Below are 19,043 nucleotides of genomic sequence, written 5' to 3' on the forward strand. Positions count from 1 at the left end.
CCCTCGTAACTATGTTCGAGTGATAAATGACTGAGGCTATACAGATATGACAATGCAAACATGTTCTTTCTCATAGTTCTTTTCCTTTCCGGGATTTTCTTTCTGATTTTTGTCCCTTGTTGTTTATGTCAGTATCATAGCATACTTTTTTCTGGTTGTCATTATACTTGTGGTATAATCCGCAAATGCTACTCCTTATACAGTTTTTTGAAGTTGAATGACACTTCTCCCGTTTTTTCAGCTTGTAAGCATGTTTTCCAAGCATCTGGAAATGTAGTATGCAGCAAAATCTGTTCCGGCAGTTTTTTGACCGTCAGTAAAAATTCAATCATTAAGCTAATCTGTCTTCTGGTAAGTCTATCGAATTCCGTTTCTTTTTTGTCCAGAAAAACACCGGTTTCATTACGCAGCTGTTTTACAAATCCGATCTGCCGCGGCGTAGCCGGTAAACCCTTTCCGATGGAACAGGTTAGCAATACAGGCATAATATGATTTGATTTTGCTTCTTCCAAAATTTTTGCTTCCTGTTTTTTCTTTTCCACCTGTGTTTTAATCATGTTTTCTCCATGTAGGCATATTTCATTTTTGAACCGTTGAAACACTTCCGGTTTCGTAAGAGTGATCTCCCCACTTGATTCTTTCACGTATGAATCTACCAGTATTTTTGCGGTAGCGGCCTTTTTTGTTTTCTTTCCGGATTCTGCCTGTTTGAATGCTTCAGCAAGTTTTAAATTGCGCTTATATTCCATTGACAGGTCAATTAGATTGGATGCTTCCAATTTATTGATCTTTACATTCGGTGGCACATGTATGTCCTGATTAAGGTATGTATGAAATAGTTTATGTTTTTGCGCTTCGGTTGCATCCGCACATCCCCAGACGCGTCTTGCCGACTGACTCCATGAATAGGAAAGATAATCCGGCTGCGCAACGCAATAAAGATAAGCCAACTGTACGGCATCTTGAAGCTTCATTTTTGCAGTTAGATTCCTCTTTGATGGATCATATTTTTTGTTTAGATGAAACTGGATAATCACATCATCAAGTACATCAGGTTCCGAAATCCAGATTTCTTCGTCCCAGTTTGGCCGAATCCGGTATCGTTTTCGCTCATCTGGAAATACTTCCACATTCAGATCTCCGAATACAGATAAATCTACGCCTTCCAGCTGATTCTTATTTTGAGCATTCAGATTTCTAGCCAGAATTGAGATATCTTTATTTCTCGCTTCTGCAAACAGATGTTCTGTTTCCTCTACAAATCGATTCACGTTCTGGCTGATGATGGCAATTCTTTCCGATGCTTCCTTGCAAAGAAGACTGATACGGTCACAAAATTCAAGGAGATCCTCATCTTCTGTCAGCTTTTTATAATCCCCGGGGCTTAATAATTTTGGGTCAAGACCAAACAGGGTCGGTGCTGTACAAAGCGAGCGCGGAGAGGATTCTATATTATCCGGTATGATATCGATCACCAAACAGTATTCTTTTTCAGAATACAATCTGGTTCCGCGGCCAACCATCTGCTGATACAGGGTATTTCTGCAGGTAGGGCGCAGATTCAGGATTGCATCACAGATTGGTAAGTCTGTTCCTTCTGTCAGAACCATGCAGTTAATCAGACACCGTACGCTTCCGCTCTGAAAATCCGCAAGAGCTTTTGTACGTTCGTCTCCAGGCGTGTCGCCAAGAATGACCCGTATGGTATCATGCTCCGATTTTGGTAAAGATTTTTTCAAAGTTTCTGCCAAAACCATGCAAATCCGTTTTGTCACGCAATAAATGATTGTATGCTTTCCTGCGTTATGGCATTTCTCAATATATGTTTTCGCCGCTACCGGAATTACACCCAGTTCATTATCGCCAAGTAGAGCGGCTTCTACCTGCGTCGCGCTGTAATCGCCGTTTGTTTTCGTGATTCCAGCCAGGCTGTATTGTCCGCGGATTTCTTCGCAGCGTATGCGTGAAAGATATCCGTGCGTAATGCCCCAACGGATATCCCTGTCAAAGATAATATCGTCAAAAACGCATGACAGACCGATATCGTCCCCTCGCTTGGGGGTTGCTGTAAAACCGAGAATTCTAGTTGCGCCTGAAAAATGATCCAGTACCTTTCGGTACGTTGGTGCGGCGGCATGGTGTGCCTCGTCTACAATGACGGTATCAAATGTATCAGCAGCATAACTGTTCAGTCTTGTATCCTGTGATAAGGACTGTATGCTCGCGGAAACGATGTCTTCACCATTGGCATGCTCATCTGCCTTTTCGATGCCAAAACTTATTCCTCTTCCTTTGTAGTATTTTTCCGGCTGGCGTACCAGTTCATCCCGGTGTGACAAGATCAGTGTGCGTCCACGGTTTGGAATGCCGGTGAATATCACGGTCTTACCAAGACCGGTTGCCAAAGCAATCAGGTGTTTTCCAGCTCCGGCGGATTCAATGGCATCGAGGCATTCTTCCTGATAAGGTCGGTACTGTAAGTTCTGCATATATGGGTTCTCCTTTTGAATGTTTTGTATACGGAAAATACCGAAAGGCAAGCTTACTGCGTCTTTCGGTATCCTGTTCTATCTATAATTATAATATATACATTATGCTGTGACAGATCGCGTAAATCTGCGGATAAGTAGAATCTATGTTTTTAGACACATTTAACATGCAATTCGAATCATTCGACTGTTTAACGCCTCTCTCAGTACATCTTCGCGGATCTGCCTCTGTGTCTCCTCGAATAAAACGGCTCCACGTTTCTGATATTCCAGCAGAGGATCTGTCTGCGCATACGCAATTAGACCGATTCCTTCTTTCAGTTTATCCATAGCTTCCAGATGCCGCATCCAGTTCACATTCATCGCGCGCAGCACGGTACGGCGTACCAGTCTCTGCATGGCTTCTTCTCCGCCGGCTTCTACTTCCACTTTCTTATAATGTTCCCGAACCAGGTGCTTCAGTTCCTGTTCAAGATCCTTGGTATTCTTTTTGTGGCCATCTGCCAGGAAATCTGCATTCGGGCGGACACCAAGCACATCGCAAATTTTATGCATGTCTGTGTGATTATCGCCGTTTAAGGTATCCGCAATAAAACCATCCGCATAATACAGGAGCACATCTTCCACACTGCTGTTTTTCAGGAAAATATTTCGCATCTCATACAGTTCTTCCCTCTGTCTGCAGTTTACCGTATCATATTTCAGTAACTGTTCTCTGGAAGCAAAGTTCAGGCTTTCGATTTTTTTCTGCGCATTGGTGATTGCTTTGGAAAGCAATGGGCTGCCAATTTCCTCATCTTTTTCGATATCCATGCTGTTAAAAAGATCCATCATGTTTTTACCTGCAAAGATTCCCATAAGCCGGTCTTCCAGGGAAATATAGAATTTTGACTCCCCGGGATCCCCCTGTCTGCCGGAACGGCCGGACAACTGGTTGTCGATTCTGCGCGATTCATGTCTCTGGGTTCCAATGACATACAGACCACCGGCTGCCCTGGCTTCATCATCCAGCTTAATATCCGTGCCTCTGCCGGCCATATTGGTCGCAAGGGTCACCGCTCCATGTTTGCCCGCCTGCGCAATAATCTCTGCTTCCAGTTCATGGTTCTTTGCATTCAGGACTTCATGTTTTAATCCTTCTTTTTTTAACATGGCGGACAGAGTTTCGGATGTTTTGATATCCGTAGTGCCGACAAGGACCGGCTGTCCTTTTGCGTGTACCTCTTTGATTTTGTGGATAATGGCACGGTACTTTTCATCCATGGTCTTATATACCGCATCTTCGTGATCCACACGAATCACCGGGCGGTTTGTCGGGATAGCAATCACATCCATACCGTAAATATCGCGGAATTCTTTTTTCTCAGTCATGGCGGTGCCGGTCATTCCGGATTTCTTCTCATATTTATTGAAAAAGTTCTGAAAAGTAATGGTAGCGTAGGTTCGGTTCTCCTCCATCACCTGCACGCCCTCCTTGGCTTCAATAGCCTGGTGTAGTCCGTCCGAATAACGGCGGTCCGGCATCACGCGCCCCGTGAACTCGTCCACAATCTGGACGGCACCGTCTTTCACCATGTAATCCTTATCGCGTTTCATCAGCTCTTTCGCCCGCAGAGCCAGAATCACGTGGTGATGAATGGTCAGGTTTTTGGGGTCTGACAGGTCATCAATGTGGAAGAACTGTTCTACTTTGCGGATACCGTTTGCGGTCAGGACAATATTCTTTTCCTTTTCATCAACAGCATAATCCCCGGTTTCTTTCATTTCATCCGCATCAAAAATTTTTGTGGCAGAAAATTCTGTCTGCGTTCCACGCTCCAACTGCCCGGCAAGCACATCACAGATCTCATACATTTTTGTGGACTTTCCACCCTGTCCGGAAATAATGAGCGGTGTCCGGGCCTCGTCGATCAGTACGGAGTCGGCCTCATCAATGATGGCATAACCAAGTCCCCGCATGACTGTCTCGCTTTCGTCCATAGCCATGTTGTCGCGGAGGTAATCAAACCCCAGCTCATGATTTGTGGCGTATGTGATATCACACGCATATGCCGCCCGGCGTTCCTCCTGCGACATTTCGCCCAGGATACAGCCAACCGTAAGACCAAGGAAACGATGAATCTGCCCGATCTCATCCGCATCACGCTTTGCCAGATAATCATTTACGGTGACAACGTGTACAGGTTTTCCGCTCAGAGCACTTAAGTATGCAGGAGCCGCACATACCAGTGTTTTACCCTCACCAGTCTTCTGTTCTGAAATGCAGCCATTATATAACATCAGGCCGCTCAGTAACTGCACCGGGTACTGCTTCATGCCCAATGTACGGAAAGAAGCTTCGCGGACTACAGCGAATGCCTCCGGTAGAATTTTTGCAACCGGTTTGCCGTCACGGATCCACTGTCGGAATTTTTCTGTTTGCCCTTTCAGTTCCTCATCGGACATCTGCTGCATGGCAGAGTCAAGACGCAGAATCTCCTTTACGATTGGTTTTACCTTTTTCAATACTCTTTCACTATGTGTTTTGAAGATATGCATAAAAAGCCTCCTTGTTAATTTTCTGGAGGAATTATGGGTGAAAATAAAAGAAAATTGGTCAAAAAAGAGGACTGGCTGGCAGTCCTCTTTGTCGTATTAGGGATTATTGTTCTTTTGTTCGTCCAGATACTTTCAGAAGCGAATCGAATCAGCCGAGTCTGCATGAATAGTATTTGCGCACGTTCGCTCATTTGATTTCCTCCTTATGTGCAGTTATTCTATGGATACATAGTATAGAGTGAAACGATAGGGCTGTCAAGTTTCTGACAGTCCTATCAGATTTTGGGTATCTGCTGCAGATATATGCATTATTTAGTCTACACAGACATTTCTGATCCACATTTTGGGCAGTAGAGCCATTTTACAGCAACGTACTCTGCGTCACTTCGTCCGGCTTCTACGGCATTGTACATCTCCGTTCGATATCCGCATTCAGAACACTGTGTCCACAAATAATCGTTGTATTGTGCACGGTTCTCCCACTTTGCCTTTTTCCTTTTTGATGAACTTACTTCGGAAGGCTGTATTTTTGCAGGCATACCATCGGTGCTTTCAACTACGCCCAGAATTTCCACAATTTTCCACTGTCCTGTTCCAAACTGTTTGGTTTCTGCCCAAGCCTCGTCATCCGAGAATCCGGCTTCATCGTTCTCTGACGCCTTGATGATTTCATCCAAAGAAGCATAGTTGGTCATCAGCAGAATATCTTTAACCATAGCGTCAACCGCTTCCTGTTTTGTTGCACAGAAATTCTCACTAATGCTTAGTTCATCCCTGGTTACGGACATTAATATAAACATTTCTTCTCCTATCCACAGTATCTCCTCCCTTACAGGAGATACTGCTTTTGTGCCTGTAAGGGAGCTTATGATGAATGGTTATTTTCCGAATTTTGCAACGAATATATCTTCCGACAGGATCGGAATATTCAGTTCATGCGCTTTTTTATTCTTCCCACTCGTGCTTTCCAGATCATTATTGACCAGATACGTTGTTTTGGAAGAAACAGATCCTGAAACTTTGCCGCCACGTGCTTCTACAGAAGCTTTAAATTCGTCGCGGTTTTTGTAGATGTGGACATTTCCGGTAATCACGAATGTCAGTCCCTTTAAAGACTGATCTACTTTCTGAGCCGGCTTCTCCACTTCCAGTTCTTCCATCAGAATATGAATCATCAGGTTCTTCACGGCGTCTGATTTCGTAAATCGGCACCAGTCATAAACAGAACATGCTTTGACATCGCCGATGCCATCCAATTCTACTAAGGTTTCGTAAGACGGGTTCTCATAATATTCCAAGAACTTTTTCGGATCTCCTTCCCAGAAAGCAGATAACTTTTTGGAGAGGTCATTCCCGAGCAGCGGGATTCCCAGACTGAACAGGATTTTCTGTAGTGTTGTCTTTCTGGAAGTGTCAATGGCATCCAGAAGATTTTTCCAGGATTTTTCGCCCCAGCCGTCTTTCGCCGCTAATGCCGCCGGAAGCGTTCCGTTGGTACGTTTTTTTAATGTATATGCTTCTGCTGGATAAAGTTCCAGTAAGCCGGTCTGCTGCAGATCCTCAATCTGGGACGGTCCAAGTCCTTTTATGTTCAGTCCTGAACGGCTGAACGCATTTACTAACATCCCTCTTGTCCTTGCTGGGCACCCAGCGTTTGGGCAATACAGCACTTTAACGCCGTTACGGTTTTTCTGTAAAGTCTTTTCACCACACACCGGGCAGGTTTCTGGCACATGAATGGGATGCATGGCTTCAGCTTGTCCCGGAGTCTGTGTGTAGACTTGTGGAATGATCATGTTTGCCAAGCCAACCTGGATTTTTGAACCAATCTGCAGTGTGGAAGGTGTATCTTCCTCTTCCGAAGGAATACTTTCCATGACGGATAAGTTATGCATGGAAGCTCGCGTTACTGTGGAACCCGCACCGAGACGAATCGGATCAAAAATTGCCACCGGAGTGATGACGCCGGTTTTCCCGACGGACCACTCGATATCACGTAAAGTGGTTTCTTTTGTTTCATCCGTCCACTTCATGGCAATGCTGCCACGCGGATGATGCTCTGTACTTCCCAGGCTGGCTGCATATTCTTGATCGTTATAGGCAAGAACCAGTCCATCCGTTGGGCATGGATTGTCTTTTAACTGTTCCTGCCATTTTTCAATATCCGCAAGGATATGCTCACGGTCAGTCAGGCAACTTGTTACCGTCTGGATGCCAAGGCCACGCAGAAAGCTGAAACGGATATCTTCATATCGCAATGTCTTGACAGAAGCATCTGGCTCCACCAGTTCAAAGGCATAGAACTGGATTTCGCGTTTTCTGGAATCACGGCTGTCAAGCATACGAACGGTTGCGGCAGCCAGATTTCTGGCGTTCTCGTAAATCCCATCATTTTCTGCGTTGACGCGCTCAAATTCCGCATACGTCATGACCGCTTCGCCGCGTACTACAATATGGCGTTTGTCTGCGATCTTTTCAGGAAGCCCTTTAAAAAATCTCGCGTTATGTGTGACTTCCTCACCTTCCTCTCCGTTACCTCTTGTGACAGCACTGGTCAGTCTTCCGTTGTCATAGGTGGCTACCACAGTCAGACCGTCCATTTTCCAGGAAAGCATGCCCGGTTTATCGGACAGCCAGCTAAGCAAGGATTCGCGCTCTACGTACTTGACTTTATCCAGTGACTGCGCGAGCTGCTCATGCCGCACAGTTTTCAGTTTTGTTACGGCTACCGGCGCCCCGACAGCAATGGTTGGACTTCCCTCATAAACGAATCCGTTTTTTATTTCCATCTCTTTGAGTCTGGCCGCTTGGCGATCAAACTCAAAATCTGACATGGAGGCAGCGCCTGTGTTGTAATACTGATCTGCTGCAATTTTCAGGGTTCTGGTTAAAAGTGCCTGCACATCTTTATTTGCATCTGTTAATGTTCTGATTTCCATATTTTATCTCCTTTTATGTTCAAATCCATCTTTTTTTTGCATTACCTATTATCATGAGCACTGTTTCTCTTTCTCACTCATTGTAGCACAAACATGTGTTTGCGCATAGCAGTTTAGCTCATATACAAATTTATCGCAGGGATGTTGGAAGTTTCTTGAAATGTTCATCGCTGTCGTACTGGAACAAGGTTTTGCACCATTCTTCTGACCTCAGTTTTTCCATAACGGCATTACGAATGCTGGAATGAACGTAAAAGCATTTATGGGTTTCTTCCTGTGCATCTCTGCTATGGTCGGTCCATTTGGTAACTCGCATCAAATAATATTGTTCTTTATTTGCTCTAACTGGCTGCGCGTAAATTTCTCCGGTATACAGGGGTTTTATAGGCACATGGAATTGTCTCGCATGTTCCTGTTCCATTTTCTCACGTACTAGCGCCATTGCAATATTGATTGACTGACGCAAAACGGTGGCATCATACTCTTTCGCTGTAAACACCCGTTCTGGGTTTGCGCTCGGGTATCTCCAACCGCTTGGAAGATATCCGCATTTGATGCGGTCCAACTGCTGTAAAACTGTCTCGAAGTCCATATATTCAAGTTCTTTGATATCTTGATTTGTATATTCTGTTACCGTGTATGTTCTTGACATATTCATTATCCTTTCACGTATTTAAAAATGTTTTGTCTGGCATTCATAATGGTTTGCAGATCAAGTTTCATGATTGCTGCAGCGGCCTGTTTTTCGCATTTTCCACTGAAATCTGATTCCTGATAAGATGGTTGGAATAAAACTTCCATGACCGGGTCAAATTTGCCGATCTTTATTCCATGTTTCTTAAACTCTGCACCCATATAGCAAGCCATTAGCTGACGCATTTGTGTCCGTTTTTCAGGATGGTTCTTGTAATACACTGTGGCCTGATCAGCTGCATGCACGGTTTTGGGCACTTCAGGAATAGTTGTGGATTTTGTCAGCGTCGTTGCAGACTTGATGATTGTGCTTTTTGTTTTGGTTTTCTTTCCATCGCAGTACGGTTCCTCGCGTCTTGCACGTATACCTTTTGTCAACCAGAATCTGATAACCGGATCGTATCCATGATCTTTTGAAACGATTATGAATTCCTGTTTGTCCGGCTCGCAGAAAGCGATCATGAAACCCATGGCACTGACAATCTGGGCATCTAGCGCATTCTTCTCTCCGTTGGTACAATGTTCCAAATGAACTTGCTTTTGCCTCTGCAGGATGATTTCCAATGCCCCAAATGGAAGATTGGAAGACTCGTCCGTATAAAACAGGTGCAGTGCATCGTTATCTCCTATGGATCGAAGCAGTTCATAAATTGCCGCTCCGTTTACGTTTTCCGTATCCACCAGATAGTGGGTTCCATAATGCGGTACAAGCTCGGTCATGGAATCGCAGCGTTTGGACATGTCGAACTTGTTGCGGTCCATAACATTCTGTTCCGGATGAAGATGTGTGCTGTCCTTAACTGATGCGGATTCATTTTCTATCGTCCATGGTTCTGTCGATACCGGTATTTCACAGTTTTGTTGTCCAGGAAGCTGTTTATATTCCCAGAGATCCAATGCCTGTTGCACTGCTTCAATTAGGACGGCGTTGCGCGGATAAAGCGGCAGATTGTTTTTCAAAAACCGAAGTTGTTCTTTCATGGTTTCCACAATCTCCATTGCATTTCCATCGTGGATTGCCTCTGTCAGGATGTCGCCTGGCGTGCGTGCTTTCCAATCTGAAAACCAATATTCCGTTTGGAATGCGGATAATGTTTTAAGGATTTCCGGTGTCATCCGTGGAATATCCTGATTGTCTACCAACTCCTCGTGCCCATTTTGGGGCTCATCCGGCTGTTCGGTAGGGTCCGGTGCTGGAATCAGATGTTTATAACGGTACCAGCACGTCCGTACTGCAGGTACAGTCGTTTTTAGCTCCGCCGCAATCTCTTTCCATGATTTGCGGCTGGCTAAGCCGGCACAAATCACGTTGAGACGCCGCATACGCTCTGCCTCCTGTATCTCCAGCATTTCTTTTCTTGTAACACTCATTTTGTTTAATTACCCCTTTCTCTTATGACTTATGATTGTTTCGAGAAAATTATGGATGTGGATGCAACGCGCTGGGTTTTGGCATAAAAAAGAGGTGCCAGAAACAGGCACCTCATAGAAAGGATCACTACCATTTAGAACAGTGAGATTATTTTGTCATCCGCGCCGCAGCTTCACGGAGATCATCCGCACTATATCCCATCAGAGACATATGTATCCACTCTCCGTACTCTTCCACGCACTCGGCTTCCATATACAGGTCGTCCTTCGTGATGCGGCAGCGCACAATAATTTCATCCAGTTCCTTTTTCTCTTTCTCAGACATATTTTCCTCCATTTTCTAATCATATACAATTTCGATCAGTGCATACCGCTCCGGGTGCGCAAGCACAAAATCCATGGCTTTTTCCTCCATGGTTACACCATGACAGGGCCATTCCATGCCGTTTTGATCCTCGTACGTGAAGTATGCAAGGTTGGATAGGGAGCCGTAAGAAAAGATTCCGTCGGCCGCATCCAGTGCTTTTCGTAATTCATACAAGGATGCAGGATAATGGATTTCTTCAAATGTCCCGGTTTTGCTGATCTTTGCGGTTAAAAACTGCGACAGAGTTTCGAACCCTTCTTTTTCTGCCTGCTGTTCCAGATTTTGAAACTTGCGAATACACTGCTTGGCATTTTCTACGTTCCAGTTCTGAACGCATGTTTTGATACGCTCTGGAAATTCTGTGCCTAAAATGAAGCTGTCGCTGTCCTGGGAGACATCAGGAACATATTCTTTGATGTAGTCAATATGTCCTTTGTAATCTTCCATTAAGTCGTATTCCATCTTATTTCTCAAACGTTCTGCTAATTTTACACGGTTTTCGGGAGCCTGTATGCGGATACGAAATGCTTCGCGATCTTTCTGATCGATGATATCGCAGCCATTTTCGTCCTCAGTCACATTGACAAACACCATCATTGAACAACCCATATTTTTTCTCCTTTCGCTTACAAAGCCGATTCTATTCTTCTGGATCCGGGTCCCCGGTTTCCCAGAGGAAATTTCCATGTACGTCTTCTACAATAATGCAGTCGCCGTCAATATCTTCCAGTTTTCCGAAATCCGCATCCGTGTACTCATTGACGGCCAGTTCCTTGGCTTCCGTAACGGTTTCCGCAAGGACTTTCACGATAAACCTGCCTTCGACTTTCATCGTCACATAATATTCCTGCTTTTCCGGAATATAATGCTCACGGTAGAATTTCCACATTTCTTCATGGTCGTCCATCAGCTCGATCAAGCCCATCATGTAACCGGGATCCTGGAATTCCGCCTGTAAAAATTCATCCAGGCAGACCCACAGACTGCCATCGAATCCAGTATCCATAATGAAAGCATCGTGCGCTTCATTCATAAGTGCTTTTGTACTGTTTTCGTCCGTCGCAGCATTCATAGCATTATCTTCTACAGATTCTGCAACAATGTCACCGATTGTATTGAATAATTCTTTCAGCGTGTCTCCGTGGGCGATCATCCATCGAAGCTTATAAGCTTCATAGCATTTTTTCTCAAAAACACTTTTTTCTGCCTCCAGAGTGCTTTTCACTCCATCAGATCTGTTTTCTTTTTTCATCGTCTTTCCTCCATTATTCCCATGGCCCGGTATAATACCATTCGACTATGTTTGCATGTTCTTTTTTCGCCTTTTCTTTCGAGTTTTCCTCACCATCCCATGGATTTTTCCATGAAGTAGGGGTGTGCTGATAACGATCCACAAGCTCGAACAAATATCCTTCGCTGGTTAAAATACGATACAAATCCGGGATGTCTCCGTAGTTTCCGCCGTCTAAATAAATTTCAGTTGAAATGAGCGTTAATGGGTCAATGTATTTACGGGGAGCATTTGTTTCCCAGACGGTCAGTTCATCGTATAATTTCGTACCATGTGTGATCGCAATCAGGCGTTTATTTTCTGGTTCCATCGCAGAACCGTTTGCAGGTGCATCCTCCTGGAATTCCGGGAAAGAAAGACACCGCCCGATTAACTTCTGGCTAAATTTCTGCATGTCATCAGTAATAACGCTATCAACCACATGACGGTCAAAAAACATCTCCTGAACCACAGAGTGCTCGTCATACCGCAACGTGCCAACGAAATAATCCGACGTCAGAATATCCAAGCAGCCTTGCTCTTCGGATTTCCGGGCATAAAAATACGGTTCGATATGGCCTGTCTGAAAATCCATCATTCTCGTGAAAGCATTGGTCATTTTCGTGCATTTATCACCAAGCTTCCACAGCTGCACCAGAGGTTTCGTTTCATCTTCGATGAAAAGATAGATTTCATGCATTTTATAAAGAACCTGGCAAATTGGAGTGGTGATGGCCCAGTCATAGCCCAATTCCGATAATTCGTCCTTCACGCATCGCATGGATAATTTTGGATCGTCATCGTTCATGTACGGCCCGCTGATTAGTTCATTCCATAAGGTCTTCAATAATGCTGGTTCCGTCTGTGCTTTGCTGAATTCTTCAACGATCCATCGAAATTCTTCTGTCACCGTATCGCTGAATTCTTCTTTGCTAAAGATGGTTCGTAAGAACAAATACATTGCCATTGAGCATGCTTTCTCTGTCACATTTAACTCCTGACAAATTTCTTTTTCTTCTATTTTCATCCGTTCTCTCCTTTTTCGTTTAACACTTCCGGCGCCTTATGTACTGGTACAGGCTCAGGTGGCGCAGCCTTCTGCAAACATTCTTCTTCAGTCTCACATTTCACCAATATACCGTCTGTGCCCTGGCAGAAATAGGAATACTCATGCTTGCTGCGGTCAAATAACTGAATGCCCGTATATGTTTTTAAGTACTGCTGCACTTGCACCATTGCAGCATCAATATCCGGACAGTTCATTGCCCATGATGTCAAAATCCCATCCTTGATTCCTCTGACCTGGTATCCTTCCCACTCAAAATCTTCCAGATGCTCATTCATGAAGCGAAATGTGGTATAGGTAAGATCTGCAAGTAACCTTGCCATTTCCCGCATGGCTTCCTGACTATCCTCCAGAGTTTTGAAAGTGCCGAGCGGGATGACCGTGTGTTTTGGGTGTAAAAACTCCAATCCCACATCCAGATAAATGCCTTCGCTCATTCCATAGTTCAGAGAGTTCCAGAAATTGCATTCGTAGCTCTTAATTTCCACTGTCTTTGAATCTGCTAAGGTATAATCAAGAATTTTCGGTAAATCCACTCTCGCGCATAGTTCCGTGAAGAGTTCCTTGTTTGTGTACGGTTTTGTTCGTTTTGCTTTCATATTTTTTCTCCTTGTATGAAGCCGCCTCTGTGCCAAAGGCGCAAAATGAAGCGGCTGATGTGTGTCCCTACAGATAGCCAAGAAAAATGCGGTGGCCGCACCAGTCATACTGTCCGTCTGGCGTTTCCTTATCGGCATCATCAAGAATGTCTGCAATAAATGTTTTCAGTTCATTGATATCGTCTGGTTCCAGTTTGTCGAACAACTTGGCCGAAACCAGAAAATATGACGTGGTGTTTGCATCGCCGTCAATCTGGAGGATTTCAAACTCACCGGAATCAAGCAGTCCCATCAGTTTCTTGAGTCCTGCAGCAGTCATGTAATCATCTGGGCAAAACTGAAGCCCGGCAACCGGGAAAGGTTTCTTTACGCTGTCCGGATTCGCAAAATCGCTGTCAATATCCTGCGTTCCGAAGCGTTCCTGTGCCAGAAAACGATCAAATGGCTGATTTTCAAAATCTTCAAAGAATGAATCTGACGGTTTTGAATCCGCATTCGGAGTCATATATTTTTTGAAATACTTGATCAGCTCCAGTATCGGCATGCCATCAAGCACTTCATCTACTCTTTCCTCGATGTCTTCCTCTGGTCTTCCATAAACCGGTTCCTCAATAAAGTCACGGATTGCATCCTCTCCGCCGTTTAAAATAGCAGCCTTGATCTTTTCACAGATTTCTTCCAGATCAGAGGAGGATGGATCGCAGTTCTCGATATCTCCGCGGACGTTCACGATGATGCCGCCATCAGCGGTGGTACCGATTGCCTTATATGAAATATCTGACAGAAGTGGATCACCAACCAGACGATTAGACATACAATCGAGTAATGTTTCCTCGTCTCCCGTGACCAGTTCGCTCATATCAAAAAGAACATTTCCTTCCAGATATCCATTTTCATCGCATAACATCCACTGCTCCATCAGCGACATGGGATTCGTCAGAAAATCCGGTGCCCCGATCACATGCATATCTACGTTATCTGGTATAGTTACTTTTGTATTTTTCATGATTTTTCTCCTTTTTCTGCGTTTGATGCCGAGTAACTTGAAGGAACGTACATTGCATAGTCCGTTCCAATAGTTTCGCAGATTTGCATCTGTCTTGCACAGTCTCCTGTCAAAATCCAGGTAATTTTTCTTGCCATTTCCCAGGATTCCAGATCATAGTGACTCATGATCCAGGATATTCTCTCAGTCATACAATAATACTTGAAAGAAAATGGCCTACTGGTCTTGCGTAAATCTGCAATAACGGCTTTGATTTTCTCATTCTTTTCTGCGTTTTTGTAAAGCTTGATCATTGCGTATATTCTCCTTTTCTGTATTTTCTTTTCCTTACCATCTTTCCTTTCTGCTATTACCACACGATATCCAGGTGATCGGAAGCGATCTCACGGCATTTTAAAATCTCGCAGATGGATTTTTTATCCATATGCTGCCAGTCGTACGCATAAGAAATTGCCCCGAAATTATCCCAGGAATGATATTCTGTGCAACCGATGGCAAACTGAACCGGATCATATGTTTCTTCAGTCATGCCGAGAAAGTCCATGATCGCTTTTCGGTCACCCCAGCCATCATCCTTAAAATCATTCAGATCCACTTCTACCTCGCCGAACTGGTACAGATCTTCCGCATCCGGATAAGGTCTGCATAACAGCATTGGAAAACAGGTATCAGAATGTTCTGTATCCACCAGAACTCCGTGTTCAAAAAAGTCCCGGTCTCCATAGTTTCTGTACATTTTGTTTTTTCCTTTCTTCTCTTGTGTCTTTTATAGTTTCGAGAAAATTATGGCTTTGGAAGAATACTCATTACATTTAGTGCAAAAAAAAATACACTCCCGAGAATCCGGGAGTGTATTGGAACGATCAATGATTTCTGTTCTTGATTTCGCGATCCACATTCGCTTTATGCGCCGCATCTTCCGCAGTCAAGCCGCGCATCCTCCAACGAAGTGCTGAAGCATAATCCTGTTCTTCGTTGACCATGTGGCGAATCAGATCGGCTTCTTTTTGTCCAATTTTCAATTCAATGTCGGAAATCAGCATGCGAGAGTATTGGTCGAGCCCGCCTGTGCGGAGCGCCGCGAAGTCCTTGAAGGCCGGGGTTCGGTTTAAGATGAATGCTTCGAGACATCTGCGACAGGAAGGGTTCAATCCTTCAATGCCGCCCAAAGCGTTCTCCGCATATCGGCTACGCCATGAATGAAATGATGTATCCGCGGCTGTGTCCGCATCCTGGCATCCAGGTGCATCCGGCTTCTCGCCGTTTGCTCCGATTCCAGCTTCCTGGTCCGCAATTTCATTCCATTTGTTACCGTGGTGTCCTTTTACGTGAATGAACGTGATCTGAATTTCTTTACGAAATGCATGAATCTGTGCCGCGTAGGCTTTTGTGTATGATTTCTTTGCTTTCCATACGCCATCCGGCCATTTTCCGACACCTTCGTAGTCGTGATAAATCGTCAGGTCATCACAGCCGAGATCCATGGCTGTACGGATAGCCATGACTGCAGCTTCGATTTCTCCGTTAATATTCCAACCGTTTGCGCCAGCATCCGGTTTCCCGGTTTTGTGCATGCGGGCAATCTCCTGTTCATTCTCATCAATCAATACCGCTCCGCAACCGTAATAGCCGGTTGTGGAGTTGTAGCTGCCATCTGTATACGCAATCAGTTTCTTTTCCATGTGTAATTGTCCTTTCTCATAATCTGCCGTTATTTAGACACGGCGGCAAAATACTCTTCCACCGGTCTTTGTAACAGGGCCATCATGTTCAGTTCGTCCAATGCATCCTGAAGGGCATTGTGTGTTTCCCGATAGTTTTTGTTGCCAGTAAGCAGGCGCATGATGCCCTGTACGCTTCCGCCTTTCTTTAAACGTCCGGTGCTGAAGACTGGCATTTCCGGCGGAATTTTAGGATTGTACTGGCGGTATACGGCCACATCCGCAATATCACACCAGGTATAGGTATCGGATAACTCAAGCATTCTGCGATCCGCGGACGCATTAAAAGCAAACAGCAACCGGATATTCAGCGTATTCAGCATTAAACTGAGTAATGCCAGAGCTTCTGTCTCGCTGCCAGCCACCTCATCATATTCTTTCCCGCGCTCTCCGGTATAGCGTAACGCGGACGAATACATCGCCGCCTTATTGCAGGCCGGCGTAATCATGAGGTATTCCTTTAAAATAGGCCGGAACGTTCTCTTGTCGGCGATCACCATGCCAACGGACATCAATTCTCCATGAATATTGCTTTCCGTATCAATGACAGCAAAATATTCTGAACGGTCGTTCAGTGCTGATACGTGCACCTTTTCCATGGATGACGCAGTGTCAGAGGCTGCTTTTCTTCCTGATTTTGTTGCTTTTTTAATATCCGCAGAAACGTGTGGTGCCTTATCGCCGGAGCCAGTGACAGAATCCATTGTTTTATCAGATGTTTTTTCGCATTCAATGATATTGGTTCCGTCAATGTCCGTCGGTGCAAAGTAACCGCTGTATGCGTGTTTTGTGATGGTTCGCGCTACGGCATCCATGAGTTTCTTTTTGTCCGGGATGCGGATTGCGTACATACGGTTATTCATCACATTCCACAGGACGCCCTTTTCAAGCCCGAAGGCCACCATATACATGGCGCACTGTAAGGCATGCTCGTGAGAAAGTTCGCTGACGAATTTCAGTTCCCAAACCGTTCCGTCAAGGACAACATCGGCTCTGCCGGTTACGGTCAGCCCACGGAGTTCCCCTTCGGATCGTGCAAACGGGATTTCACATTCCAGCTGGATATTTTTTTCGTCCGGAGAAAAATGCTTTGCCAGACGCTTTTGAAGCTGCTGTTTTTCTGCTTCCTGTACATACGGCACCAAAACCTGCTGTTCATAACGTTTTTGTTTGGTTTCAAATGCCGTCAGCGCAAGGATCTTTTCCTCCGTGCTTTTTGCTTCCAGTTCTTCTGTAAAAAGATAGCTCATATCCTGTAATGCAAACGCTTTCTTTAACACATCGTCAATGGAGTAATGATCAAAAAATGCAAATTCCTGATACTCGCCGATGCACGGTGAAAGGTCGATCAAACCGTCTGATGAATTGATTGTAATTTCACTATGGTCCGCTTGAATCATTTCCGTGATCCGCAGAAGACCATAGCATTCCTCAATGTCTTCCCGGTATTTAAAATCAAACATGCCAGAGATTGGCATCGGTTTGAAATTTGCGCTTGGTTTACTGTTTTCTGACAAAGTCTGTTCCGATAATAACGCTGTGTCGCCCTTCACAAAAATAATTTTCTGTTTTCCGCGGCTGGCGGCCACACAGAAAATATTCCGCAGAATTTCATACGATGTCTGCGGCTGCCCGAGCCGGACCGACCAGTAATCTTCCGTGTAATCAAAGACTACGCAGATCGGCCGTTCCAGTCCCTTGCTTGAATCGTAAGTGGTAAAAATGGCGCAGGAGTTATCCGGCGTCGTTTTCTTTCCGGCAGAATCAACATCCTGGATACTCGCATACACGGTATTCTTGTTGAATTTCTGTGGATATTCCATTTCCAGGGTATTCAGGACGCGAACCATATCTCCATTGGTTCGTGAACCAAGACAGAGAATATCTTTTGGTTCCTGTTCCCGCAAAAATTTTATGACTTCCTCAATTTTCATGTGACTGATCTGGCAGTCTTTATTGACTCCTACAATATCTTTTTCCCAGATACGGCCAAGCATTTTTGCGTGCTCCGCGCATAAGCGAAAACACCTGGTAAAGTTCAAGATCTCGTAATTCTCCCCTAAAAACCGGTTCATAAATGCGGGCACGTTCAGGGTTGTCTTGTCATAAATTTTCTGTTGCATATCACCAACAGCAATAATCTGAATGGATGGATTCTTTTCCTTGACCCTCCACAACAGCTTTGCCAGTTCTTCTTCGATATCCTGATATTCATCAATGATAAGAACGTCGTAGTGGGCGATAGGTGGCTGCTGTCTTAAGAATGTCTGAATCAAATCAGATTGGTTCGCCGCTCTCATGCCGGCCCGATATAGGGTATATGCAGCGAATCCATGATAGTTCTGAACCAGAACGTTCCGGTTATGGATTTTGTCTTTCGCATCCAGCTTGAGCAGTCGGTTATAGGTCAGATATAAAATCCGTTTATATGCCGGGAGTGCATTACATAGTTCCTGAATAGCCGTCGTTTTTCCGCTTCCGATGCAGGCATCTACGAGGACATTCTTCCCATCCATAGCTTTTTGAATGAAAATTTGCTGTTCATTTGACAAATTTATCATTTTTAAGCCACCTCCCGTTCTGTCTCTACGACTGCAATTTGCTCCGCTGTCACGCAATCCATTACATATACACCGTTGTCGGCGCTTCTGCGAAACAGCACGTATCCATCCGCATTAGAAAGGATAGTGAGTGTTTCCGCTTCCTGAAACGGCGCAACCGTCCGAATCCAATGGACTTTGTAAGTATGACCTGATGCAGTTTCTGAAAACCGGATAATCATTCCTGGCGCGATTGTCTGTGTCTTTTTTTGAAGTGTGGATTTTGATTTTTGCTTTTTCCACCAGCCTGGATACAGCCATTCCATGATGCAGAAAGCCGCAGCATGGGCGAAAAACAAAATATCCAGCTCCAATAAACATAATCTAAGCATGTTTGTTCCTCCTTTTGTCTCTTGTGTCTTTTTATTGATTCTTGAAAATTAT

18 protein-coding genes are annotated in these 19,043 nt (G+C 44.7%); 1 reads left to right on the forward strand and 17 read right to left on the reverse strand.

The genetic code is table 11. The features are described 5' to 3' along the window. Positions 1–188: 188 nt before the first annotated feature. Entirely contained in the window at positions 189–2,489 is a 2,301-nt protein-coding gene (locus ABCW45_RS00845) for a DEAD/DEAH box helicase (protein ID WP_343220008.1), read from the reverse strand. A gap of 162 nt (positions 2,490–2,651) precedes the next feature. Further along, the gene (secA, locus tag ABCW45_RS00850; RefSeq protein WP_343220009.1) at positions 2,652–5,027 is read right to left on the reverse strand and encodes a preprotein translocase subunit SecA; all 2,376 of its coding nucleotides are present in this window, start codon (positions 5,025–5,027) and stop codon (positions 2,652–2,654) included. Positions 5,028–5,060: 33 nt separating this feature from the next. Between secA and ABCW45_RS00855 the strand changes: the two genes are divergently transcribed. Beyond that, a complete protein-coding gene (locus ABCW45_RS00855; protein ID WP_343220010.1) occupies positions 5,061–5,222 on the forward strand; it encodes a hypothetical protein in 162 nt (53 codons plus the stop codon). Positions 5,223–5,344: 122 nt separating this feature from the next. Here ABCW45_RS00855 and ABCW45_RS00860 read toward each other — a convergent pair whose 3' ends face one another. The 15 genes from ABCW45_RS00860 to ABCW45_RS00930 all read right to left on the reverse strand — a co-directional run bounded on the left by ABCW45_RS00860 (position 5,345) and on the right by ABCW45_RS00930 (position 18,991). Next, positions 5,345–5,827 carry a hypothetical protein gene (locus ABCW45_RS00860; RefSeq protein WP_343220011.1) on the reverse strand — a complete coding sequence of 161 codons (483 nt, stop codon included), beginning with the start codon at positions 5,825–5,827 and terminating at the stop codon, positions 5,345–5,347. 78 nt (positions 5,828–5,905) lie between these two features. After that, positions 5,906–7,966 carry an NAD-dependent DNA ligase LigA gene (gene ligA, locus ABCW45_RS00865; RefSeq protein ID WP_343220012.1) on the reverse strand — a complete coding sequence of 687 codons (2,061 nt, stop codon included), beginning with the start codon at positions 7,964–7,966 and terminating at the stop codon, positions 5,906–5,908. A 130-nt stretch (positions 7,967–8,096) separates the two neighbouring features. Further along, positions 8,097–8,618, reverse strand: coding sequence for a hypothetical protein (locus ABCW45_RS00870; protein WP_343220013.1), 522 nt, complete (start codon positions 8,616–8,618; stop codon positions 8,097–8,099). A 5-nt stretch (positions 8,619–8,623) separates the two neighbouring features. After that, on the reverse strand, positions 8,624–10,030 hold the full coding sequence (locus ABCW45_RS00875) for a PIN domain-containing protein (protein WP_343220014.1): 1,407 nt from the start codon (positions 10,028–10,030) through the stop codon (positions 8,624–8,626). 148 nt (positions 10,031–10,178) lie between these two features. Next, positions 10,179–10,355: a hypothetical protein gene (locus tag ABCW45_RS00880; protein ID WP_343220015.1), complete on the reverse strand. Its 177-nt coding sequence runs from the start codon at positions 10,353–10,355 to the stop codon at positions 10,179–10,181. A gap of 15 nt (positions 10,356–10,370) precedes the next feature. Further along, positions 10,371–11,006, reverse strand: coding sequence for a hypothetical protein (locus ABCW45_RS00885; RefSeq protein ID WP_343220016.1), 636 nt, complete (start codon positions 11,004–11,006; stop codon positions 10,371–10,373). A 31-nt stretch (positions 11,007–11,037) separates the two neighbouring features. Further along, positions 11,038–11,649, reverse strand: a complete 612-nt coding sequence (locus tag ABCW45_RS00890; RefSeq protein ID WP_343220017.1) for a hypothetical protein — start codon at positions 11,647–11,649, stop codon at positions 11,038–11,040. Positions 11,650–11,662: 13 nt separating this feature from the next. Further along, positions 11,663–12,694 carry a hypothetical protein gene (locus ABCW45_RS00895; RefSeq protein WP_343220018.1) on the reverse strand — a complete coding sequence of 344 codons (1,032 nt, stop codon included), beginning with the start codon at positions 12,692–12,694 and terminating at the stop codon, positions 11,663–11,665. Continuing rightward, positions 12,691–13,332, reverse strand: a complete 642-nt coding sequence (locus tag ABCW45_RS00900) for a hypothetical protein (RefSeq protein ID WP_343220019.1) — start codon at positions 13,330–13,332, stop codon at positions 12,691–12,693. The genes ABCW45_RS00895 and ABCW45_RS00900 overlap by 4 nt, the downstream gene beginning before the upstream one ends. A 67-nt stretch (positions 13,333–13,399) precedes the next feature. After that, on the reverse strand, positions 13,400–14,338 hold the full coding sequence (locus ABCW45_RS00905; RefSeq protein WP_343220020.1) for a hypothetical protein: 939 nt from the start codon (positions 14,336–14,338) through the stop codon (positions 13,400–13,402). Further along, a complete protein-coding gene (locus tag ABCW45_RS00910) occupies positions 14,335–14,631 on the reverse strand; it encodes a hypothetical protein (protein WP_343220021.1) in 297 nt (98 codons plus the stop codon). The genes ABCW45_RS00905 and ABCW45_RS00910 overlap by 4 nt, the downstream gene beginning before the upstream one ends. Before the next feature lie 56 nt (positions 14,632–14,687). After that, positions 14,688–15,074 (reverse strand): hypothetical protein, encoded by a 387-nt coding sequence (locus ABCW45_RS00915; protein ID WP_215630706.1) that lies wholly within the window; start codon positions 15,072–15,074, stop codon positions 14,688–14,690. Positions 15,075–15,201: 127 nt separating this feature from the next. After that, on the reverse strand, positions 15,202–16,020 hold the full coding sequence (locus ABCW45_RS00920; RefSeq protein WP_343220022.1) for an RNase H family protein: 819 nt from the start codon (positions 16,018–16,020) through the stop codon (positions 15,202–15,204). A 29-nt stretch (positions 16,021–16,049) separates the two neighbouring features. Further along, on the reverse strand, positions 16,050–18,620 hold the full coding sequence (locus ABCW45_RS00925) for an AAA family ATPase (RefSeq protein WP_343220023.1): 2,571 nt from the start codon (positions 18,618–18,620) through the stop codon (positions 16,050–16,052). 2 nt (positions 18,621–18,622) lie between these two features. Continuing rightward, positions 18,623–18,991, reverse strand: coding sequence for a hypothetical protein (locus tag ABCW45_RS00930; protein ID WP_215630709.1), 369 nt, complete (start codon positions 18,989–18,991; stop codon positions 18,623–18,625). Positions 18,992–19,043: the final 52 nt, after the last annotated feature.

The organism is Pilosibacter fragilis, assembly GCF_032490495.1.
Taxonomy (GTDB): Bacteria; Bacillota; Clostridia; order Lachnospirales; family Lachnospiraceae; genus Pilosibacter; species Pilosibacter fragilis.

Excerpts from the sequence above, each read along its gene's own strand:
- ABCW45_RS00875 (WP_343220014.1), bottom strand. The coding sequence starts at position 10,030 with ATGAGTGTTACAAGAAAAGAAATGCTGGAGATACAGGAGGCAGAGCGT.
- ligA (WP_343220012.1), bottom strand. The coding sequence starts at position 7,966 with ATGGAAATCAGAACATTAACAGATGCAAATAAAGATGTGCAGGCACTT.
- ABCW45_RS00905 (WP_343220020.1), bottom strand. The coding sequence starts at position 14,338 with ATGAAAAATACAAAAGTAACTATACCAGATAACGTAGATATGCATGTG.
- ABCW45_RS00925 (WP_343220023.1), bottom strand. The coding sequence starts at position 18,620 with ATGATAAATTTGTCAAATGAACAGCAAATTTTCATTCAAAAAGCTATG.
- ABCW45_RS00915 (WP_215630706.1), bottom strand. The coding sequence starts at position 15,074 with ATGTACAGAAACTATGGAGACCGGGACTTTTTTGAACACGGAGTTCTG.
- ABCW45_RS00895 (WP_343220018.1), bottom strand. The coding sequence starts at position 12,694 with ATGAAAATAGAAGAAAAAGAAATTTGTCAGGAGTTAAATGTGACAGAG.
- ABCW45_RS00860 (WP_343220011.1), bottom strand. The coding sequence starts at position 5,827 with ATGTTTATATTAATGTCCGTAACCAGGGATGAACTAAGCATTAGTGAG.
- ABCW45_RS00930 (WP_215630709.1), bottom strand. The coding sequence starts at position 18,991 with ATGCTTAGATTATGTTTATTGGAGCTGGATATTTTGTTTTTCGCCCAT.
- ABCW45_RS00910 (WP_343220021.1), bottom strand. The coding sequence starts at position 14,631 with ATGATCAAGCTTTACAAAAACGCAGAAAAGAATGAGAAAATCAAAGCC.
- secA (WP_343220009.1), bottom strand. The coding sequence starts at position 5,027 with ATGCATATCTTCAAAACACATAGTGAAAGAGTATTGAAAAAGGTAAAA.
- ABCW45_RS00855 (WP_343220010.1), top strand. The coding sequence starts at position 5,061 with ATGGGTGAAAATAAAAGAAAATTGGTCAAAAAAGAGGACTGGCTGGCA.
- ABCW45_RS00900 (WP_343220019.1), bottom strand. The coding sequence starts at position 13,332 with ATGAAAGCAAAACGAACAAAACCGTACACAAACAAGGAACTCTTCACG.
- ABCW45_RS00870 (WP_343220013.1), bottom strand. The coding sequence starts at position 8,618 with ATGTCAAGAACATACACGGTAACAGAATATACAAATCAAGATATCAAA.
- ABCW45_RS00880 (WP_343220015.1), bottom strand. The coding sequence starts at position 10,355 with ATGTCTGAGAAAGAGAAAAAGGAACTGGATGAAATTATTGTGCGCTGC.
- ABCW45_RS00885 (WP_343220016.1), bottom strand. The coding sequence starts at position 11,006 with ATGGGTTGTTCAATGATGGTGTTTGTCAATGTGACTGAGGACGAAAAT.
- ABCW45_RS00920 (WP_343220022.1), bottom strand. The coding sequence starts at position 16,020 with ATGGAAAAGAAACTGATTGCGTATACAGATGGCAGCTACAACTCCACA.
- ABCW45_RS00845 (WP_343220008.1), bottom strand. The coding sequence starts at position 2,489 with ATGCAGAACTTACAGTACCGACCTTATCAGGAAGAATGCCTCGATGCC.
- ABCW45_RS00890 (WP_343220017.1), bottom strand. The coding sequence starts at position 11,649 with ATGAAAAAAGAAAACAGATCTGATGGAGTGAAAAGCACTCTGGAGGCA.